At 54.7% G+C, this 20,953-nt stretch carries 17 protein-coding genes and 3 tRNA genes; 11 read left to right on the forward strand and 9 right to left on the reverse strand.

Going from position 1 to position 20,953, the window contains the following annotated elements; translation table 11 throughout:
* Nucleotides 1-34: 34 nt before the first annotated feature.
* From Q9245_RS12850 to gspD, 4 genes are all read left to right on the forward strand, one after another.
* Nucleotides 35-1,543, forward strand: coding sequence for an NAD(P)/FAD-dependent oxidoreductase (locus tag Q9245_RS12850; protein ID WP_305897558.1), 1,509 nt, complete (start codon nt 35-37; stop codon nt 1,541-1,543).
* Between the two features lie 241 nt (nt 1,544-1,784).
* Nucleotides 1,785-2,576 (forward strand): type II secretion system protein N, encoded by a 792-nt coding sequence (gspN, locus tag Q9245_RS12855; RefSeq protein WP_305897559.1) that lies wholly within the window; start codon nt 1,785-1,787, stop codon nt 2,574-2,576.
* Nucleotide 2,577: 1 nt separating this feature from the next.
* Nucleotides 2,578-3,444 carry a type II secretion system protein N gene (locus tag Q9245_RS12860; protein WP_305897560.1) on the forward strand — a complete coding sequence of 289 codons (867 nt, stop codon included), beginning with the start codon at nt 2,578-2,580 and terminating at the stop codon, nt 3,442-3,444.
* Between the two features lie 32 nt (nt 3,445-3,476).
* Complete coding sequence (gene gspD, locus Q9245_RS12865) at nt 3,477-5,426, forward strand: type II secretion system secretin GspD (protein ID WP_305897561.1); 1,950 nt, start codon at nt 3,477-3,479, stop codon at nt 5,424-5,426.
* 146 nt (nt 5,427-5,572) lie between these two features.
* Here the strand turns inward: gspD and Q9245_RS12870 are convergent, their stop codons facing one another.
* A complete protein-coding gene (locus tag Q9245_RS12870) occupies nt 5,573-6,007 on the reverse strand; it encodes a GFA family protein (protein ID WP_305897562.1) in 435 nt (144 codons plus the stop codon).
* A gap of 45 nt (nt 6,008-6,052) precedes the next feature.
* Entirely contained in the window at nt 6,053-6,991 is a 939-nt protein-coding gene (locus Q9245_RS12875) for a carbon-nitrogen hydrolase family protein (RefSeq protein WP_305897563.1), read from the reverse strand.
* Nucleotides 6,992-7,243: 252 nt separating this feature from the next.
* On the opposite strand from Q9245_RS12875, the gene Q9245_RS12880 reads away from it, so the two are divergent.
* A complete protein-coding gene (locus tag Q9245_RS12880) occupies nt 7,244-7,924 on the forward strand; it encodes a helix-turn-helix domain-containing protein (protein ID WP_305897564.1) in 681 nt (226 codons plus the stop codon).
* Nucleotides 7,925-7,997: 73 nt separating this feature from the next.
* On the opposite strand, the gene Q9245_RS12885 is transcribed toward Q9245_RS12880, so the two are convergent.
* From Q9245_RS12885 to purE, 6 genes are all read right to left on the reverse strand, one after another.
* Nucleotides 7,998-9,980 carry a M48 family metallopeptidase gene (locus tag Q9245_RS12885; protein WP_305897565.1) on the reverse strand — a complete coding sequence of 661 codons (1,983 nt, stop codon included), beginning with the start codon at nt 9,978-9,980 and terminating at the stop codon, nt 7,998-8,000.
* A gap of 10 nt (nt 9,981-9,990) precedes the next feature.
* Nucleotides 9,991-10,575, reverse strand: coding sequence for a LemA family protein (locus Q9245_RS12890; RefSeq protein ID WP_371824820.1), 585 nt, complete (start codon nt 10,573-10,575; stop codon nt 9,991-9,993).
* A 26-nt stretch (nt 10,576-10,601) separates the two neighbouring features.
* Nucleotides 10,602-12,671, reverse strand: coding sequence for a bifunctional diguanylate cyclase/phosphodiesterase (locus Q9245_RS12895; RefSeq protein WP_305897567.1), 2,070 nt, complete (start codon nt 12,669-12,671; stop codon nt 10,602-10,604).
* Nucleotides 12,672-12,921: 250 nt separating this feature from the next.
* Nucleotides 12,922-13,500 (reverse strand): superoxide dismutase, encoded by a 579-nt coding sequence (locus Q9245_RS12900; RefSeq protein ID WP_305897568.1) that lies wholly within the window; start codon nt 13,498-13,500, stop codon nt 12,922-12,924.
* A gap of 71 nt (nt 13,501-13,571) precedes the next feature.
* Complete coding sequence (locus Q9245_RS12905) at nt 13,572-14,690, reverse strand: 5-(carboxyamino)imidazole ribonucleotide synthase (protein WP_305897569.1); 1,119 nt, start codon at nt 14,688-14,690, stop codon at nt 13,572-13,574.
* 37 nt (nt 14,691-14,727) lie between these two features.
* Nucleotides 14,728-15,219 (reverse strand): 5-(carboxyamino)imidazole ribonucleotide mutase, encoded by a 492-nt coding sequence (gene purE, locus Q9245_RS12910; RefSeq protein WP_305897570.1) that lies wholly within the window; start codon nt 15,217-15,219, stop codon nt 14,728-14,730.
* 176 nt (nt 15,220-15,395) lie between these two features.
* Here purE and Q9245_RS12915 point away from each other — a divergent pair, with 176 nt between their 5' ends.
* From Q9245_RS12915 to Q9245_RS12935, 5 genes are all read left to right on the forward strand, one after another.
* Nucleotides 15,396-16,346: a hypothetical protein gene (locus Q9245_RS12915; RefSeq protein ID WP_305897571.1), complete on the forward strand. Its 951-nt coding sequence runs from the start codon at nt 15,396-15,398 to the stop codon at nt 16,344-16,346.
* Between the two features lie 126 nt (nt 16,347-16,472).
* Nucleotides 16,473-17,333, forward strand: a complete 861-nt coding sequence (locus Q9245_RS12920; RefSeq protein WP_305897572.1) for a DUF2846 domain-containing protein — start codon at nt 16,473-16,475, stop codon at nt 17,331-17,333.
* Nucleotides 17,334-17,589: 256 nt separating this feature from the next.
* Nucleotides 17,590-17,665: transfer RNA gene (locus Q9245_RS12925), tRNA-Val, on the forward strand.
* 63 nt (nt 17,666-17,728) lie between these two features.
* Nucleotides 17,729-17,805 (forward strand) — tRNA-Asp (locus Q9245_RS12930).
* A gap of 7 nt (nt 17,806-17,812) precedes the next feature.
* A tRNA-Val gene (locus Q9245_RS12935) sits at nt 17,813-17,888 on the forward strand.
* Between the two features lie 118 nt (nt 17,889-18,006).
* Here the strand turns inward: Q9245_RS12935 and Q9245_RS12940 are convergent.
* A complete protein-coding gene (locus tag Q9245_RS12940) occupies nt 18,007-19,413 on the reverse strand; it encodes a 3-oxoacyl-ACP reductase (protein WP_305897573.1) in 1,407 nt (468 codons plus the stop codon).
* A 185-nt stretch (nt 19,414-19,598) separates the two neighbouring features.
* Here Q9245_RS12940 and Q9245_RS12945 point away from each other — a divergent pair, with 185 nt between their 5' ends.
* Complete coding sequence (locus Q9245_RS12945) at nt 19,599-20,918, forward strand: acetyl-CoA C-acetyltransferase (protein ID WP_305897574.1); 1,320 nt, start codon at nt 19,599-19,601, stop codon at nt 20,916-20,918.
* The last annotated feature ends 35 nt before the right edge of the window (nt 20,919-20,953 follow it).

Below are 20,953 nucleotides of genomic sequence, written 5' to 3' on the forward strand. Positions count from 1 at the left end.
AATTCTGTCATGGGCCAGTTGGCGCGGAGATAATATGAGTAAGCACGTTGATGTATTGATCATAGGGGCCGGCTTGTCTGGGATAGGGGCAGCTGCTCATCTGAGAAGACATTGCCCCCAAAAGACATTTGCGATCTTGGAAAGTCGATCGTCTATGGGCGGCACTTGGGATCTGTTTCGCTATCCGGGTATCCGGTCAGACTCCGACATGTTCACGTTGGGCTATAGCTTTAAACCATGGACAAATGAGAAGAGCATTGCCGACGGCGCTTCGATCCTGAACTACATAAAGGAGACCGCTCGCGAATACGGCATCACAGAGCAAATCACCTATGGAATGCAGGTTGTCCGTGTCGAGTGGAATAGTGCGCAAGCGCAATGGAAAGTTATTGCCATTCTGAACGATAGCAACGAAGAGCATGTTTTCACGTGCAATTTTTTGATGGGTTGTACGGGTTACTTTAACTACGAGGCGGGTTATACGCCTGAGTTTCCGGGCATTGAAAAGTTTAAGGGGGAGGTTGTTCATCCCCAGAAATGGACGGATGACATTCAGTACAAAGGTAAAAAGGTCGTCATTATTGGGAGTGGCGCTACGGCCGTAACCTTATTGCCTGCGATGAGTGGCCAGGCGGAGCATGTCACTATGTTGCAGAGGTCGCCAAGCTATGTGGCTTCTGTCCCGGAGAAAGATCATATTTCCATTGGTTTACGTAAGGTTTTGCCCGAGAAGCTGGTCTATAAATTAGCTCGGGCAAGAAACGTGGGTGTCCAGCTTGGCGTTTACCGGCTTTCCAAACAAAAGCCTCAAGCGGTTAGGCGCCTTCTGCTGATGGCCGCCAAGCGCCAGCTAGGCAGCGATTTCGACATGACTCATTTCTCACCTCACTATAATCCGTGGGATGAAAGGTTGTGCGCGGTACCCAATGGCGATTTATTCAAAGCGTTGAAGCAAAAACAAGCTTCTGTAGTTACTGATCATATCGACAGCTTTACCGAGCAAGGGATTCGGCTGAAATCCGGTAAGGTACTGCAAGCCGACATGGTTGTTACAGCGACTGGATTGGATATGAAAATATTCGGTGGAGTCACGCCTGTCGTCGATGGACAGCCTGTGAATATCGGTGAATGTCTGATCTATAAAGGCTCCCTGGTCAGCGGCATGCCGAATTTCTCTATGACGTTTGGATATACCAACTCATCCTGGACGTTAAAAGCCGATCTGATAGCTGAGTATTGCTGTCGCCTGATCAATTATATGGACAAACAAGGGATCCCTTACTGCGTCCCCGAAGCCAGGTGCGATGAATACTCGGATGCGCCGTTTCTAGACTTGCAGTCAGGATATGTGGCTAGGGCCAGGCATTTGTTGCCGAGGCAAGGTAATAGCGGCCCGTGGAAGGTCATACAAAGTTATTTGCACGACACTGCGGTGATTCGTTTTTCAAAGGGCAGCGAGTCCGGGTTGAGGTTCGCAAAAGCAAGTCCGAAGAAAAAGACAATAGCCGCCTTGCTGGGCCCGGTAGGCCTCAAATTTTCCTGAACTTTGGGCTGGGGGCAATCGTCCCCGCTCGCTCAGTCCAACAGGGCCCTCGTTCTGATACCGGGACGGAGTGATAGCGAAGATTGATGTACAAGAAAGTTCAGTTTTTTGCCCTGCTTTGGTTTGTATAGAAAACCCCGCGCTGGATCACATCCACGCGGGGTTTTTTGTTGCTTTAATCATGCGCTTGGCAATTGTGTTTGTTAGACTCGGCAACCGACTTACAAATGTGCACGATGTAATGAGTGAAGATTCCCCAAAACCTTTTTTTCGCCCTGGCAAGTTCATCTTGCTGTTGCTGCTTGGGGTGCTTGTCTTTGCGGTGACGCTCGTCATTAGAATGCCTGTTGGCTGGGCATGGCATCAAGTGTCGGGGCAGGTTGACCTTCCGCCCCAGGTACAAGTGCGCCAAGTGTCCGGGAGTGTGTGGAGTGGCGCGGCTAAAGTGCATTTGGCGGGCTTTCCTGCGCGGCTTCAGTGGCAACTGGATTGGCCGTCGTTAACGGATCTGACCTTGCCGATCGCGTTTTCAGTGTCTTCATCACAATCTCGGTTGCAAGGTGTGGCGACTGGCGGCTGGCCCGGTCATTTTGAGGTAATGGCTGGCGGGGTGGTAACCGTTGCGGAATTCAAAGACCTGATCCGTCAGAGCGGAGGGGCAATGATCGAGGGCAAGGTGGCCATTGAGCATCTGAATCTGCGTTGGGCTGAAGATCGCCTACAACACGCCGAAGGCGTGGGGCGCTGGGATGGCGGCATGGTTACCTGGCCGATGGGGAACCAGACGGGGCAGGCCCGCTTCCCCCCGATGCAAGCCAACCTGGATACTGTTGAAGGCGGTGTTGCACTGGATATTTTGGAGCAGGGCGGTGACGGCCCCGCAGCGGATGCCAGCATTCTTTGGAATGGCATGATGGAAATTCGTGTGTACAAGCGCATGGTTGATTTGGCACAACAACCTTGGTCTGGCAACAGCAAGCCCAGTGATGTGGTGTTCCGGGTGAAGCAACCTCTATTGCCGGGAGGCCTTTAACATGTCCGGCTTCCCCGTAAAAACACAAGAACGGCTGTCTCGCTCGCTGGCGAACCTGCTTCTCGTTCTGTTGGTTGTGTACCTGGGGGTAGAGCTTGCACGTATGGCCTGGTGGTATGTCTGGCCCGATCAGCCGGTGCCCGAATTGTATGGGCAGGTATCCGGGGCGCAGGGTACTTTAAGGGGGGGGGATCTGGCCCCCATTGCCGGTTATGAAATGTTTGGCCGGTCCGAGTCTCAGGCGGGGGTGGCGGACGTGATTCGGGAAACCGCTCCGGAAACAGGTCTGAGATTACGCCTGGAAGGGGTGTTGATAGGGCAGCGTCCGGAAGACTCCGGTGCTATAGTTGCCGGAAGCAATGGAGAAACTGAATACTACCGCGTAGGCGATACATTGCCGGGCAATGCGGAACTTGCCGAGGTTGAACCAGCGCGAATCTTGATAAGACGGGGCGGGCGTTACGAATCGCTGGCCTTTGAAGAGGTTCTCGGCGTTGAAGGAATTGTGGCTGAAGCGCCGGAAGAGCCATCTCGGCCAGCAGGCTCTCCTGATGACTTTCTGGCCAATGCCAGGGCTCAGCTGGATACTCAGGGGGCCGCGGCTCTCAGGGCTTACGGGTTGAGTCCGGCGAGCGACGATGGTCAATCCGGATATGTGTACGATGGCTCGAACGCCATGTTGAATGCCGTTAATCTGAAGCCCGGTGATGTGATCACCGCTCTGAACGGCCAGCGCTTGGGCGACTTCGCACAGGATAAAGCGCTGTTTGACGAATGGCGCAGTCAGCCAAGGCTGGATATAGAAATAGAACGTAACGGAAGTCTACTCACGGTCAGTTACGCCATTCCCGAGCAATGGCGTAACTGACCGGGTAATTCAATACAGGACGACACCGCCAGATGTATAACCATAAAACAAACATCCTCAGGGCTCTCTTATTTGTTCTTCTACTGCCGTTAATGGCGGTGGCACAGGCGCAGGAAGAAACCTGGAGGCTGAATCTCAAGGAAGCCGATATACGGGCCTTCGTAACCCAGGTTGCGGACATCACGGGCTACAGCTTTGTGGTAGACCCGCGAGTGAAGGGCAAAGTCACGGTGCTGTCGAGCGCACCGATGAACAAAGACGAAATTTACGATCTCTTTTTGGCGGTACTGAACGTGCACGGCTTTACTGCCATTCCTGGCGAAGAGGTCGTGAAAGTGGTGCAACAGGTGGATGCTAAACAATCCGCTGAAATACTGGATCGGTTTAACGCAACACCCTCTGAACAACTGATTACCCGGGTTATCCAGATTGATAACGCCAATGCGCTGGAGTTGGTGCCGATTCTTCGCCCTTTGGTTGCTAAATACGGGCATTTGGCCGGAGTGGCGGCGGCCAATGCCCTGATCGTGAGTGACCACTCATCCAACATTCAACGCATCGAACAGATCGTTCGTGAGCTCGACAGCCCCTCCCGTTCTGAGGTGGAAGTCATCCAACTTCGTGAAGCTTGGGTTGGCGACATGGTGAAGTTGCTGCAGGAATTGGCGCCAAGTGAATTGGGCCGTGCCGGTAACGACAATGTAGCCAAAAAATACAATGTGACGGCCGATGAACGCAGTAATCGCCTGATTCTGCGCGGCGACGAAGTCTTCCGTGAAAAGATGCGAGTGCTGATCCGCAAACTGGACCAGCCCTCCGCAAGCGGCGGCACAACCAAAGTCATCCGCCTACGCCACGCCGATGCAAAAACCCTGACTGAGATTCTCAAAGGCGTGATGGGTGAAGCTATTAAAGAAAGTGGCGGTTCCGGCGGCGCAGGCGGCGGATCCGGTAACCCGAACAATAACTTTGCTGTTTTCGCGGATGAGGGATTGAACGCTTTGGTGGTTCGTGGCGATCCGTCCTTGATGCAGGAAGCGGAACAGATTGTCTCTCAGTTGGACGTCCGCCGTGCTCAGGTGATGATTGAAGCGGCGATTGTAGAGATCAGTGACGAGCTGGGTGACCAGTTGGGTGTTCAATTAGCGGCCGGCGACGAATCTGCTTCCTCTTTGCCGGTGCTGGGCACCAACCTTACCAGCGGTTCAGGCATGGTTGGCTTAAACTCGGTGATCGGTGCCTTGGTGGGCGATGTGGTTCCGCAGTTGGGCGGTGGTGTCACTGTTGGCGCAGGCAATCGTGACGAAAATGGCATTACCTGGGGTGTGTTGATTCAGGCACTGTCCTCAGCCTCGGCGGCAAACCTGTTGTCTACGCCGAGCATCATTACTCTGGATAATCAGGAATCCGAAATCATTGTGGGCCAGAACGTGCCGTTCCGTACCGGGCAATCTACCGTCACCGGCGATGGGACAACCAACCCGTTCACCACCATAGAGCGGCGCGACGTGGGCCTGTCACTTAAAGTGACGCCGACCATTAGTGCCGATGGTTTGGTGCGCATGGTGGTCGAACAGACTACCGAGGATATTTCGGCGACGACAGTAACCGGAGCTTCCGATTTGATTACCAATAAGCGGGAAATCAAAACCACGGTACTGGCAGACGACGGCGAAACTGTTGTGCTGGGTGGGCTGATCAAAGACGATTACCAGGTGAACAAGAGCAAGGTGCCGCTGTTGGGCGACATTCCATATCTGGGCCGGCTGTTCTCTTCGGAGAGTGAAAGCCGTGTTAAACGCAATTTGCTGGTGTTCCTGCGCCCGACCATCATGCTTGGAAAGCAAGATGCGACAGCAGCGACTCTGCAGAAGTTCAACCGGTTGTGGGATGTGAATCTGGAGGTTCGCGAGAAGCTGGGCCTCCCGGAGCCCGAGGCTGAGCCGGCTGTAGAGATGCTGTTTGATGGGCGCCGCTATTAATCGCTGAGCGTTAACAAAAAGCCCGTTCCCGGCACACTTCGTGGCTTGCGAGCCGTGCCGGGCCGAGTATTACTCAGGCCTAAAGTGACCGTAATACAAGGACCACCAAGTAGGAACGAGCATGTTCCTTCCGCCGGTCCCTAAGATTACTCCGCCATGTGAATGCCAGTACCGCCCATTTCCTCGGGAATGTCCTTTAGTTTGGGGAGTCCGTCATGCACCGGCAGTACGGATTCCTGATAGTGCACATGTACCCCAGGCTGGTATGAGAACCCGGGGATGATAGCGGCATAGACATCCGTTAAACCCATCGACGGGTGTTCGGTCATCAAGTGGCCACCGCAAATTTTGCACCATTTTCGGCAACTTTCAGGCGTCTTGTTGTAAGTGCCAATGTTGGCCTCACCCTGTTGAATGGTAACGGCTTCAGTCTTCCACAGGGAAAAGGCGTTCACCGGGCTCGCCGACCAATGTCGGCAGGAGTCGCAATGACAGTAGCCCATGGCTTCCGGGTTGCCCCTTACGGTTAACCGGACAGCGCCGCAAAAGCAGCATCCGTCCCAGGAATTTTGTTCGTTCATGATACACCTCCAGCTTACTGGTTCGTGTTAGGGAATTCGTCGATCCTATTCGTTGAAGCTGACCGGCCTTTGTTGCCGGGTATTCACCTGCAGTGAAAAAATGTCCGGTCGGGCGTAGTGACCGGCGATGTCAAGGCTGCGCCTTGCCGCGCTCACTTCACTCACATCGATCTCAACCAGCAGCAGCCCGGTTTCCTGCCGCATTGGGCCTGCCACTATCTCCCCGGCCGGCGATATGACCACCGAGTCACCGGAGTTGATCCATTCCTCTTTGTCGGGATATAACCGATCGACTTCTGGAAAGTCCGCAGGCAGGTCACGTGTACGCAACACGTTGCCCGCACCCAGAACCCAGCACCCGCCTTCCCGGGCGATGTGCTGCAGGGTGCGAAGCCAGCGGTCACCGCTGTCATAGGTCGGCGCGATGTAGATGTCGATGCCCTGGGCGAACAGCGCATAGCGCGCCAGCGGCATATAGTTCTCCCAGCACACCAGAGAACCCACCCGGCCAACGGGTGTATCGACGACTTTCAGACCGCTGGCATCGCCGAAGCCCCAGACCATGCGTTCCGGGTTCGTGGGCATGAGTTTGCGGTGGCAATTCTGCACGGTGCCTTCCGGACTGATGGTCAGCACCGAGTTGTAGATTGTGGACCGGCTGGTATCTTCGTCGCGCTCTTCGATGCCGCAGACAACCGTCACCTGCATCTCCTTCGCAACGTCCAGTAGGGGGCGCAACTGGTCAGATCCGATTTGCACGGCGTTGTTCAGCAGACGGCTATGTAACTGCTCTGATAAGCCCCAGTCTCCGCCCGGTTTCAAACGCCATATCCAGGCGGGATAACCGGGAATGTAGGTTTCCGAGAACACCACCAGTTCGGCGCCTTGGGTAGCCGCGTCCTTAACCAGTTGCACGGCTCTGTGTATGGTCTCTTCCCGGTTCAGAAAAACCGGGGGTTCCTGAACTATCGCTATCTTTGTCATGACCCTTGCCTCTTCAGCGGTATTCGCGTGGGTGACGCGCAAGCTGGGCTGTAGGAATGCACATCACATCAGTCTTTTCAGTGCTCATAGTGTCGTTCCTTTTCCAAGCAATGACCCTGCGGTTTGCTGAGCCTGAGATTATTGTCTCCCTCTTATGTGCGGGCGCGATAGTCCAGAAAATGGAGCGACCGATGTCTGCAAGGGCTAATATGAAAGCTTGGGGCCGGAATTTCTACAAAGGAGTCAACACTCATGACCAACTATGGACAGTACTGCACCGTGGCACGGGGCTCGGAGATATTGGGCGAGCGGTGGACTCCGTTGGTGGTAAGGGAACTACTGTGTGGCAGCACCCACTTCAATGAGATTCGTCGGGGTCTGCCAAGAATGTCGGGTACACTTCTGGCACAACGTTTGAAAAAGCTAGAGGAAATGGGCGTACTTCAGCGGGTTCAGGGCGACAGTAACCCTGAATACCAGCTGACGCCAGCGGGCGAAGAGCTGCGTCCAATTATCCTGGCTATTGGTCACTGGGGGGCGAAGTGGATTGGTAGCCGGTTGCAGGCGAATCAGCTTGATGCCGGTTTCTTGATGTGGGATATCCGCCGTTTCGCACAGTGTGACAAATTTCCCGCTGAGCGCCGCGTAGTCATCCACTTTTTCCTGAACGATGCGAGACTGCGTGAGCGGCATTGGTGGCTGGTTGTGAGCAACGGAGAGATTGATCTTTGCCGAGAGGACCCGGGGCACGAATTAACGCTCGTCGTGGAGGCCAGCGTCCTCAGCCTGACCGAGATCTGGACCGGTGACAGCGATCCGGACAGGGAACAGGAAGCGCGTCGTCTTATAGTCCGTGGCAGCGAACGGGATTGCCGGGAGCTCTGGGGCTGGCTCGGCCGAAGCGTGTTTGCGGCCAGTAGAGCACGCGACTAATGCAAGCAATGGGCGCGTGACTTAAACCAATGGGCCTTTACGATACCCGGCCCGCTTATGGTTTTCAGAGCACTTACAGCGGCGGCATGGGGCAGTCCAACTGATCGGCTACCAGCCTCATCAGTTCATATTCCCGCACCTCCACCTTGCCATCATGCAGGATGCAATGACCGCAGGCATCGATGATGCCGGGCTTCAATAAGGGCGACAACCGGCTCAGAGAGGCTAGGGCGGCCTGAAGCTCTTTGATAGAGACTGATGGGGTCGGCGGCTGGTTTGGCTGTGAGAAGAAGCCTGCGATGGCTTCCTGATAAAGTTTTGCTGCATCTTGCTCGGAAGGGGAGCCAGCGCGGGCGAATAGCCCGACAACACATTCAATGTCGGCTCTTACTGAGCGATAGTTTCTGTGCCTCACAGGCACCGCCTGCTCTGCGTTGGGAGCCAGGTGCCGGCTTAAGAACGTGTTTAGTGCCAGCTCAAACAAACTTAAACGTTTATCGGCAGCGACCAGCTTTCGAACGTTGTTTAGTAGTAGACGACGCTCGTCGGAATCTAATTTTCTCAGCGCCGGCATCGCCAATTCGAGAATCGGGAATCGGGCGGCTTCACCTAATGCTATAAGAGTGGGATTCAACTTGGTCAGTATGTCCCGCTGTTCCCCCAGCAGAGTGTGTTCGGGCAGGAGTGCCAAACAGCGCTCCCGTTCGTTGGCGGGGAGATGGTAGGTCAGTAAGCCATAACACAGCTGGATGGCGCCGGCCCGGGTGTAGAGCAGATTTCGGAAAGTAGCCGGCAGTTGCTGCAAAAGATCGGCTGCAAAGGCTTCGCTCTTTGGCGTAACGGTGCCCACCCGAGAGGATAGCTGGCTGGCTGGTTGGGGTGCGGTTTCATTGAACGAGGACCGCAACGGAGAAAGCCGGGCACCTGGTGTACCACGCGCAGGCCCCGTCACTTGATTGGCCAGATCGGCGAATCGAACCGTTTCTGGCTGCGGTGTATTTGTTTGCAACTTTGCGCTCGGCTCGGTATCTCTCAAGCGGCTTCGAAGGCGCGCTAATAATCCGGGTTGTATCGCGTTGATGCGTTCATTGACGGGCGGGTGTGAAGCCAGCAGCGAGCTGAATTTCATCCGTGCCGATTCACCGAAGCACATGTGATTCATGTCGCTGGCATGGCTGGTGGTGTCGAGGTAACCGCTGGTCATACCAATCTTGAACAGCGCCCCGCCTATGCCTTCCGGATTTCGGGTGAACTGTACCGAAGACGCGTCTGCCAGCATTTCTCGTTGGCGTGACACCGCGGCTTGAATCAGTCGGCCGAAGAATACGCCTACGTACCCGATAATCATCAGAACGAGGCCCAGAACGCCCATGGCGAATTGTGCGCGATTATCGCTATTTCGGCTTCGTGTGGCGCTGCTGTAGAAGCCCACTCGCAGGAGGAACTGGCCGATTTGGCCAATCATCAGAATGCCCGCAAGAATGGCAATCAGCCGCACGTTAAGGCGCATGTCACCATTCAGGATGTGGCTGAACTCGTGTCCCACCACACCTTGGAGTTCGTCCCGGTCTAGTTGCGACAGAGCCCCTTTGGTGACCACCATCACGGCTTCACCCGGGCTGTAGCCCGCCACAAAAGCATTGATGCTGGTTTCACCGTCCATCACGTACAGTTCGGGCACCGAAACACCGCTGGCAATGGCCATTTCTTCCACGATGTTGCGCAGTTTGCGTTCGTCGGGATCGCGGGTGTCCGGATCGATCAGGCGTGCCCCGACCATTTTTGCCACGCGCGAACCGCCCCCGGCCAGGTCTGCCCAGCGTACTAGCGAGCCAATTCCGATCAAAACGACGACCGCTGCTGCGGTGGTAATGCCGTGCGAAGACAGTAGCCAATGATGAAAGGGTAGGGGGGAGCTTTCGCTTCGGGTAACCAGATAGCCGACCAGACAGACCGCCAGTGTGATCAGCACGACGGCGGTCAAAAACAGGACAACAAGAAGCGTGGTGTTGCGCCGGGCGTGAGCCTGGCGCTGAAAAAAACCGGGTGCTGCCATGAATCAGGCCTCAGAAACTGACTTTCGGGGCCTGACGGGCTTCGGGAGATTCCAGTTGAAGTTGGGCGGTTTCTTTAAAGGCAAACATACCGGCAATGATGTTGTTCGGGAACTTCTCGCGGAAAATATTATAGGTCATTACGCCATCGTTGTAGGCTTGGCGTGCGAAGGCGACCCGGTTCTCGGTGCTGGACAGCTCTTCCATCAACTGTTGAATGGTTTCGTTGGCTTTCAGTTCCGGATAGTTCTCGGACACAGCGTAGAAGTTGGCCAGAGCCTTGGTGAGAAGATTTTCGGCACTGCCCAGTCGCTGTATCTTGGTGTTGTCGGCAGGGTCTTTGGCGGCGTCTTTCTGGGCGCTAACGGCATTGTTACGCGCTTCCATGACCTGGGTGAGCGTGGATTTCTCGTGATCCAGGTAACCCTTGGCCGCTTCTACCAGGTTGGGGATGAGGTCGTGTCGCCGTTGCAGTTGTACGTCGATTTGGGCGAAACCGTTTTTGAACTGATTACGCAGTGATACCAGATTGTTGTAGATGAAAACCAGATAGATCACGACGACCGCGATCACCACAAGGCCGATGACTGTTGTCATTCCCATGCTTAACCCTCGAACTGTGTTTAGGCGTTATTTTCCACGATCTTGGCGTGGAAAGTCTTTACAAATTTCTCGAAATCATCGGGCAATAGAGGCCTGCTGAACAAATACCCTTGGGCCACTTTGCAGCCTCGCTGGGTGAGGTAGTGCTCTTGCTCTTCCGTTTCCACCCCTTCTGCGATAACGGTCAGGTTCAGGCTTCGGCCGAGATCGATGATGGTGTTGGCAATCCGGGTATCTTCCTCGTTGGCCAGAAGATCCTGGATAAATTGTTTGTCGATCTTCAGATGCTGTACCGGCATTTTCTTCAAGTAGGTCAGCGATGAATAGCCGGTGCCAAAGTCATCGACCGCTATGCTGATGCCGGCCCTGTGCAGTTGGTGCAGTTTTGCAACCGCATCGGTGATGTTGGTCATAAAGCTGGTTTCTGTGATTTCCAGTTCCAGCCGGCCGGGCGGAACCTGATATTGGGCGATGCACGACAGAATATCTTCGACAATGGAATTCTGCCTCAGCTGCACCGCCGACAGGTTCACGGCAATTCTGAGATGGGAGCCGGTAGCCGCCCAGAGGGCAGCCTGCTTGCATGCTTGTTCCAGTACCCATTTGCCTATTTTGACGATATGCCCACTGGTTTCGGCAATGGGAATGAACTTGTCCGGGGATACGAAACCGCGCTCCGGGTGCTTCCAGCGAAGCAAGGCTTCTGCGCCAATAACCCGTTTGGTTTCCAGGTTGATTTGGGGCTGGTAAACGAGATGGAACTCTTTGTTTTCGATGGCTTGAGCGAGGTCCTTTTCCATCTGTTTGCGATCACGGATTTCCTGATCGATGCTGGCAATGTAAAACTGAAAACGGGTGTGACTGTTCTGCTTCGCGAGTGCCATGGTTTGCTCTGCACTTTGCAGCAACCGGTCGGCTTCGGCAGCATCGTTCGGGAAGATCGAAATGCCCAGCGTTGATGTCATGGCAATGCGGTGGCTGCCAGCGTCGATCGGGGTGCCAACGATGGACAATATTTTTTCTGCCGTTTCTGCAGCGTGAAAGTTGTCGCGAAGCCTTTTCTCGACAATGACAAATTGGTCGCTTCCCAAACGAGCCAGAGCGAAACGATCTGTCGGGAAATTCGCGCTTAACCGGCTGGCAACTGATTTCAGAATCAGATCACCGGTGCGAAAGCCGCATTGCTCGTTCACCGATTTAAAATCATCGATGCCGCACACGGTCAGTGAGAAGGAGATGCCCCTGGCCTTGGAGGTTTCTATGATCTTCTGCAGGTCCTCCAAGAAAGCATCCCGGCTGGGTAGGCCTGTCAGCGTATCAATTCTCGCAAGTTCATTAACCCGATCCTCGGCTTCGCGGTGTTTTTGCTGGCCTTCGGCAATTGCAACCAGCAGGTTGTTGGTGGCGTTAACCCAGACTCCGAGTTCGTTTGTCTCGTGACCTTTAGGGACGCTGAGGAGGTACTGGTCCGGGTAATCAGGATCAACCTTTTTAAGGGAATGCACGATCCTGAGCAAAGGGCTGGCCAGCAGCCAGTGGAAAAGGATGAAAAGTGCCAATCCGAGTATCAAGGCGATGGCGATGCCCGATGCAAAAGTCGTGAGCCCTCGCATTAACCAGATTTCGGCATCGTGTGCGGTGTCGAGGTGTATCTCTAGGTAGCCGTATGGCTCGGTTGGATTATCGCTGCGTTTAAGGGTTTCCCGATAGACCCAGACCTTGCCGAAAATAAGATCCGTAATAGGGCGAAAGCCCAGTTTGCTAGGCGAGCGTTTGCGGCTACTTAGCTCGCTGCCATCGAGATGGGAAATGCGCGCAAGATTAATAGGCTCCAGAGCGAAAAGCCCGTCCACAACCTGTTGCCCCAGGGTTTCGTCAATGCTGAAAACCGCTTGGGTGGCTGCATCATAGACCATGGCAAGGGTTTGTTCTGCCTGCTGTTTGAGCTCCGACGACACCCTCTTTGCATCCAGAGCAACCTGAACCGTGCTGACGGCGAGCCCGGTGATTAACGCAACGGCCAGCACCCATCGCAGGATTCGGGATCCCAGATGATTTTCTGCTTCAAGCGTTTTCGTCATGCCAATCATTGCAGCTCATGTGTCATGGGTATCGGGGGTGTTGGTTCGTCCGGACGGCACCCACAACAGAGTATGGTTGAAGCCGATTTTGACGCCACCGAGTATGCCTGAAATTTCCGTTATGTCTTGAAAGCGCGTGTATAGATTTGTTGCAGTTTGATCAATGTCATAAAACAGAAACGCCCGCCGGGAAATTCCGGGCGGGCGTTTCTGTTTCTGGGCAGCGGAAGGGGCTTCGCTGCCAGACTCAGCTGCTGAATTATGCCAGGTTTTCGTTTACGAAATCCCAGTTAACCAACTTCCAGAAGCCTTCCAGGTAGTTCGGACGGCTGTTGCGGTAGTCGATGTAGTAGGCGTGTTCCCACACGTCGACCGTCAGAACCGGCTTGTCTGCGCCAGTCAGCGGCGTTTCGGCGTTGCTGGTGTTGACGATTTCAACACTGCCGTCGGCCTTTTTGACCAGCCAAGTCCAGCCTGAACCGAAGTTGTTGGCGGCTTTGTCGTTGAATTCTTTCTTGAAGTTATCGAAAGAGCCGAACGCCTTTTCGATGGCTTCTTTAGCTGCACCCGTTGGCTCGCCGCCGCCGTTAGGCGTCAGGCCGTTCCAGAAGAACGTGTGGTTCCAAACTTGGGCTGCGTTGTTGAACAGAGGGCCGCTGGCACTCTTGATGATCTCTTCCAGAGACTTGTCCGCATTGTCAGTACCGTCAACCAGGCCGTTCAGCTTGGTTACGTAGGTCTGGTGATGCTTGCCGTAATGAAACTCAAGAGTTTCCTGGGACATGTGCGGTTCTAGAGCATTCTTTTCGTAAGGCAGTGCGGGAAGTTCAAATGCCATGAGGTCGTTCTCCCTTTCTCTCTTTGTTTATGAGTGTGCGTACCAGCAATATAAGGGCGAATTGTTTTAATTCAACCCTTTGCTGTGAGACTGCACGTAAAATCGGGACTGCCCGGTAGGAATTGCGCGCAGTTTTTCACGCGCCAGACCAGTTCTTCGTAGCTATCCGCCAGAATGTTGATGTGCCCGAGCTTGCGGCCGGCGCGCTCGCCTTTGTTGTAAAGATGGACGTGAGCGTAGGGTAGTTCAAGAATGCGCTCAATGTCGCCGTGCTCGCCAATGATGTTGATCATGCAGCTCAGTCCTCGAGCTTCGACGCTGCCAAGTGCGTGCCCGCTGACCGCCCGAATATGGTTTTCGAACTGGCTGGTCATGGCGCCTTCAATGGTCCAGTGACCGGAATTGTGAACCCGGGGCGCCATCTCGTTGGCAACCAGGCCTTTCGCTGTTTCGAACAATTCCAGAGTGAGCACGCCCACGTACTCTAATTCATTAAGCAGTGCTTTGATGTAGCGCTCGGCGTCTTGTTGAACATGGGCCGGCAACCCGGGCGCAGGCGCGATGGAATAGCGCAAAATGCCTTCGTGGTGGGTGTTCTCGGCAATCGGGTAGAAGGCGACATCACCGTCTTCCGAACGCACGGCAATCAGCGATACTTCGCGGCTGAAATTAACGAACTTCTCGACCATAACCCGTGGGTGGCCGATGGATGCCCAGGCGGCTTCGGCGTCTTCCGGGCTTCTCAGTACCGCCTGGCCTTTGCCGTCGTAACCTTCAGTAATGGATTTGGCGACAACCGGGCAACCGAGGGCTTCAGCAGCGGCTTTCAGTGACTCTGCACTGTCGGCGGTTTTCCACTCGGGCGTTGGAATCCCGAGCTGGCCGAACAATGTTTTTTCCTCTTCCCGGTTCTGGCATACCTTCAGCGCACGGGGGCAGGGGTGTACCGGTTTGTGCTGTGCCAGCTGTTCGGCCACATCCACCGGCAAGTGTTCGAATTCGTAGGTGACGCGGTCTACTTTTGAAAGAAAGTTTTCCAGCTGTTCGCCGTTCCGGTCTACGATGGTCTCGCCAAGGCCAGCGCTGGGGCTTCCCGACATGTCGTAAAAGACAAAATCTTTGGCTAGCGGATACCCGGCAAGCGCCAGCATACGCCCTAGTTGACCAGCTCCTAGTACACCGATTTTCATTCGAACGCTCCTGCCTCTTAAGGTTTTGGAGTGGGCATCACTGATCGCTGGGATCAGGGTTGTCCAGCACGGTCTGAGTTTGAGTTGCCCTGAATTCGTCAACCGCTTTGCGAACCTTGTCGTCAAAGGTGCCAATAATCTGGGCGGCCAACAGGCCGGCGTTCGTGGCACCGGCTTTGCCGATGGCGAGTGTGCCGACCGCGATACCCCCCGGCATTTGTACGATCGAGAGCAGTGAGTCCAGACCGTTCAGCGCCTTGGACTGAACCGGCACGCCCAAAACGGGCAAGGAGGTTTGTGACGCAACCATGCCCGGAAGGTGCGCAGCGCCGCCTGCGCCTGCGATGATGGCTTTCAGGCCACGATCCGAGGCCGTTTTCGCGTACTCAAACAAAAGATCGGGGGTGCGGTGGGCAGAGACGACTCGTGTTTCATAAGGCACGCCGAGTTTGTCGAGCATGTCGGCGGCGTGTTCCATGGTGGGCCAATCAGATTTCGAGCCCATGATAAGACCTACAAGCGGCTGCATAAGCAACAGTCCTGTGATAATTGGAAAGCCGGCCATTGTATGGATTGGCCCCCCGCCATGCAAGATTGGGGGTGCCGCCAAACAACGCACCTGTATGGTTATTCATTTTAACGTTTTGATTGGCGAGCGTATTATCTAATCTTCTTTATTAACCCCCTCTGTATTCAGGAGTTGCAATGGAACCCATTCGTCCAGATGACGATGAGCTGAGAGCTGACGAACCGTTTGGTGGTGCCGAGCGAAGAGAACCGGAAAAACCACGAGTGAAACAAGAAAAACCGGCTAAAAGTCCCAAGTCGCCGAAGTCGGTCAACGACAGCGGCCGTGTCGGCGGAGGGACTGCACTGGTTTGGGTGCTGTTGGTGCTTGTCGCTGCAGCCGCCGGGGTGGGCTGGTATCTGCAAGAGCAACGTATTCAGGCTCTTGAGGGGCAGCTTCAGGACGCTGATTATTGGGCAAGACAAAGTAATCTGGCGCTGGCACGCTTTGAGGGTGAATTGTCTGAAACCGGAGAGTCTTTGGAGGAGCGAGGGGCTCGGTTAGAGCAGCAGATTGCCGGTCATGAAAAGCGCCTGGAAACGGCGGATAGCGAGATCCGCAAGTTATGGGTGATTGCGAACGAGAAAAATAAGCAGCGCTTGAACGAGCAGCAGCAAAAAATCGTCGCCCTCGAGAAACAGCTGGCGGGGGCAGGAAAAGCTGTTACAGATCTTGGTGCGCAGCTGGAAAAAGTTCGCTCCGGGATTGCCGGAGATGTGGCTCAGTTGGCGGAGCGCATGAAAGGAGCCATTGCATCTCTGGAACAGGCCGATCAAGCCACGGAAAAACAACTGGCGGCCGTCGAACAGAAAATAGACGGTGTTGAGCCTCTTGTTGAACGTCGTATCAAACGCTTTGAGCAAGAGCAGAAGTTGAGCATGGACGGTTTAGAGGCTCGTATCGCGACACTGGAAAAGAAAGCGGGAACGCAAGCCGACGGTAGAGACGTTCGGGCATTGAAGACCCAGATATCTGAACTAAAACAAGCGGTCGCGTCTATCGATGCTTCAAGGGCGCAGCTGACGTCCCGGTTGGTTCGTTTGTCTGAAGAGGTCAATCAGATTCGGTCCAGAGCTGGCGGGCAGTGATTTAAGGCGAAGCTGTGCGAGGTTGAATGTAACGGTTTGTATTCATCCCTTGCGGTAGCTCTCATTTCTCTCGGGTAGCAGTTGATATGATCAGGCAACTCGAAAAGGGATGAAGAGTGAAAAACAATGAGAATCCGAGTGCCTTTCGTTAAGAACGCCGCCATGCTTTGCTGTGTGGTGGCGTTGTCCGGTTGTACGGTATACCAATCTATTGGTAAGAGTGTCGGTGGTTTTCTGCACCCCGTGTCAGGTCATAACTTCGTGCACATCGATACCGATGAGTGGAGCCAGAATAACGCACTGCTCTATTTTTACCGTACCGACTCTGAATGGGCGGGCGATGAAATTGAAGCGCCCAGTGTCTATATCGACGACCATCATTATTTCAATATCCGTAATAACAGCTTTACATGGCTTGAGGTCGCGCCGGGCGAGCGGCACATCGCGATGCGTCGTCCTTTGCTTGGGCTTGAGGGGCTGGGTTCGTTCAGTCTCAGCTTGATTGCAGATGCCACGCTCAATGTTGAGTCAGGCAAAATTTATTACCTTCGCTATAACGAACTCACCGAGCCGGACGAGCTACACCCAGAACTAGATCCCGATGATCCGTTGGCGTCCGGTGATTTGCAGTTGGTGACGCGAAGCTATGCCATGAGGCCCGGCGAGATTGTTTCGACGTTGTTTCTAAACAGTGATTTGCTGGCGCCGAACCATGCCGCTGCGTCTATCGTCGAGGAAAACCAAGACGACGATTATGAAAAGCGGAAGGCGGCCCTCGAAGAAGAGCGGGAGCTGGAGGTTGAGCGGCTTAAGCAGCTGGGCAAGTATGAGTCGGCTCCTTGGTACTGGCCGTTCGGAGGAGGCCGGGCGGTGCCTCTGGAAAGTGATCAAAAACTGCAACAGCTTGATGAGCAGTATGCCCGGCTCGAACAAGAGCGTGAGCGACGGAAAGAAGCAGAGTCTGGCGGAGGCTGGTGGATTTTTTGAAGCGTTGGTGGGTACACTGAGGCGTTCGCCTAAAGCACTGCGCCGTTTGGGTTCAAGTCGCTGATTTTGGTTAATAATTGCTCGGCTTGAGGGTGTTTCGAAAAAGTTTAGATTTTTTTCGTGAAAACGTTTGACACCGACGAAGAAATGCTTAAAATGCGCATCTCACTTGGTTGAGACAGCAACGCTGAATCAGCAAGCGCCAAAAGCGCACAAGTGACTGCTTAAGGCTTGAAGAACAGTAAAGCCTCGAAGTGGGTGGTTAGCTCAGCTGGGAGAGCATCGCCCTTACAAGGCGAGGGTCACTGGTTCGATCCCAGTACCACCCACCACTTTTAAGCAGTAAGTCAGACGAGTGTCTGGCACCCGATTTAGCCGAATAGGCTGAGTCATGCGGAGCGGTAGTTCAGTTGGTTAGAATACCGGCCTGTCACGCCGGGGGTCGCGGGTTCGAGTCCCGTCCGCTCCGCCACTTTTTCGGGTGGTTAGCTCAGCTGGGAGAGCATCGCCCTTACAAGGCGAGGGTCACTGGTTCGATCCCAGTACCACCCACCAGGTTTGAAGAAAAGCAGATCCAATCGGATCTGCTTTTTTTTTGCCTTCAGAAATCTCAGCGTGCCACAAAAGAAGCCGGGAGACCTAAGTCACCCGGCTTTGATTTGCCTACCGTGCTTTACTTGCCAATCAAAGACTGGCCACAAACCCGCACAACGTTACCTGTAACACCAGCAGAGGCTGGGTTGCAGTACCAGGCAATGGCTTCCGCCACGTCAATTGGTTGACCGCCCTGAGACAGGCTGTTCATGCGTCGGCCGGCTTCACGGATGGTAAAGGGCATGGCGGCCGTCATTTGCGTTTCGATAAAGCCGGGCGCGATAGCGTTGATGGTGATGCCGTCCTTAAGCTGCTTGGACATGGCTTCCACGTATCCGATGACGCCACTCTTGGCGCAGGAATAGTTGGTTTGGCCGAAGTTGCCGGCTATGCCGCTGATGGACGAGATGCACACAATGCGGCCGTTCTCGTTCAGCAGGCTGCGGTGCATCAGCTCTTCATCGATCAGCTCTTCTGCGGTCAGGTTGACAGCAATGGTCATGTCCCAGAAGTGCTCTGGCATGTTGCCGAGCGTCTTGTCACGGGTGATGCCCGCGTTGTGAACCACAAAGTCCACACCGCCGGTTTCTTTGGCGATGAAATCTGCAATCAGCTTTGGTGCTTTTTCGTCAGTGATATCGCAGGCCAGAGCCTTGCCTTTGATGGCATCGGTAACGGTTTTCAGATCTTCCAGGGCTTGCGGGATATCGAGGCCAATGACCGTTGCGCCATCGCGAGACAAGGTTTCGGCAATGGATGCGCCGATGCCGCGAGACGCGCCGGTGACGAGTGCGACTTTGCCGGCAAGAGGTGCGACCGGATTGGTGGCTTTCGCTGTGTCGGCTTTTCCGATGCGAACAAACTGACCTGACACATAGGCTGAGCGAGGCGACAGGAAGAAGCGTACGCTGGAGTCCAGCTGGTTCTCGGCATTAGGTGCCACCCAGATCAGGTTGGCGGTGGCGCCTTTTTTGCCGATCTCTTTGCCCATGGCCCGTACAAAACCTTCAAGCGACTGCTGGGCTGCAGCCTGAGGTGCCTTGCGGCAGGTATGCGGGTCTTGTCCGATCACCAGAATACGGCCGTTGGCGGCCAGTTTGCGGATAGTCGGGTGAAAGAAATCGTACAACGCGCGCAATTCCTGTGGCGTTTTCAGACCGGTTGCGTCAAAAACCAGAGCGGAGAACTTGCCGTTCAATTCGCCGGTCACATCCAGCGCTTCGGCTTTATTGCCTAGTTTCGAGGATTCGTCCAAAGTGTCCAGGCCGGTTGCGTGAAACAAATTGGCGGGGCTGGCGCCCAGTGTGGCACCTAATGTGGCGACCGCCTTTGCGCCGGAGCCGGCGCCAACCAATACGTCGCCTTCAATATAAGGCTGGTCGACACGCTTCAGGCGCTTCAACGGGTTAGGCGAAGGCAGGCCTAACGATTGGGCGGCAGATTTACCGACGGGGGTGTTGACGAGCTTGAGATAGAGGTCAGACATACATGCTTCCTATTAGGGCGTTTTGCTAAGAATGCCATAAAGGGTAAGGATTCCTCAGCCTATTGGATTGACTGAAGCCGGTGTTGGTGTTGTCAGACTTGCCAATGAGACGCGCCGGTTTATCGATAGACTTCAGCCTAACGTCAAATTATTCGACTCTTCATTGTGATACAGGACATTTTGATATGGCACAGGCTCAGAAAAGCACCAAATCCAAAGCAGCGAAATCCGGCACCGGTATTCGTCGCGTTGCGGTTATTGGTGGTAACCGAACGCCGTTTGCTCGGTCCAACTCGGCATACAGTAAGATCAGCAACCAAGAGATGCTGACCTCGTGTTTGCGCGGTCTTGTGGATCGTTACAACCTGCAAGATAAACGCTTGGGTGAAGTGGTTGCCGGCGCGGTTATCAAGCACTCCCGCGACTTTAACCTGACCCGAGAGGCGGTGCTTAGTTCTGGCCTGGCGCCTGAAACCTCGGCGTATGACATCCAGCAGGCGTGTGGTACCGGCCTTGAAGCCGCTATTCTGGTAGCCAACAAGATTGCCCTGGGGCAAATCGAGTGCGGTATTGCTGGCGGTACAGATACTACCTCCGACGCACCTATTGGTGTGGGCGAAGGCTTGCGTGAGATCCTGCTGGACCTTAACCGTGCGAAAACCGCCAAAGAACGCCTGAAAATTCTGACCCGTTTCCGCCCCAGCCATCTGGCTCCGGAAATTCCGACCAACGGGGAGCCCCGTACCGGTTTGTCTATGGGGGATCACTGCCAGATCACCGCCAAAGAGTGGAGTATTGCCCGCGAAGATCAGGATCAGCTTGCTTACGAAAGCCATCAGAAGCTGGCGAAAGCCTACGAAGAAGGTTTCTTTGAAGACTTGATCACCCCGCTGGCGGGCCTGGATAAAGACAACATCCTGCGCCCTGATACCACGCTTGAAAAGTTGGCGACACTGAAGCCCTGCTTTGATCGTGAAAACGGCACCATGACCGCTGCCAACAGCACCGCGCTGACCGACGGTGCGTCTTGCGTGTTGCTGGCGAGTGAAGAGTGGGCCAAAGAGAATGGCCTGGAAGTTCGGGCGTGGCTGACCTTCTCGGAGGTTGCTGCGGTTGATTTTGTGGATAAGAAAGAAGGCCTGTTGATGGCGCCTGCTTACGCCGTTCCGCGTATGCTGGAAAAGGCTGGCCTGACGCTTCAGGATTTCGACTTCTATGAGATTCACGAGGCCTTTGCCGCTCAGGTTCTGTCAACGCTGAAAGCCTGGGAAGATCCCGCGTTCTGTAAAGAACGCCTCGGCCTGGACAAGCCGCTGGGCAGCATCGACCGTTCGAAGATGAACGTGAAAGGCTCCAGCCTGGCAACCGGCCACCCGTTTGCTGCCACCGGTGGGCGCATTGTTTCGACGCTGGCGAAGTTGCTGGAAGAGAAGGGAAGCGGCCGCGGCTTGATTTCGATCTGTGCGGCCGGTGGTCAGGGTGTTACGGCTATTCTGGAGCGCTAAATTCCAGGAATGTTGTAATTCCCTTTGACATAAGG

The organism is Marinobacter sp. MDS2 (genome assembly GCF_030718085.1).
In the GTDB taxonomy this organism is placed as follows: Bacteria; Pseudomonadota; Gammaproteobacteria; order Pseudomonadales; family Oleiphilaceae; genus Marinobacter.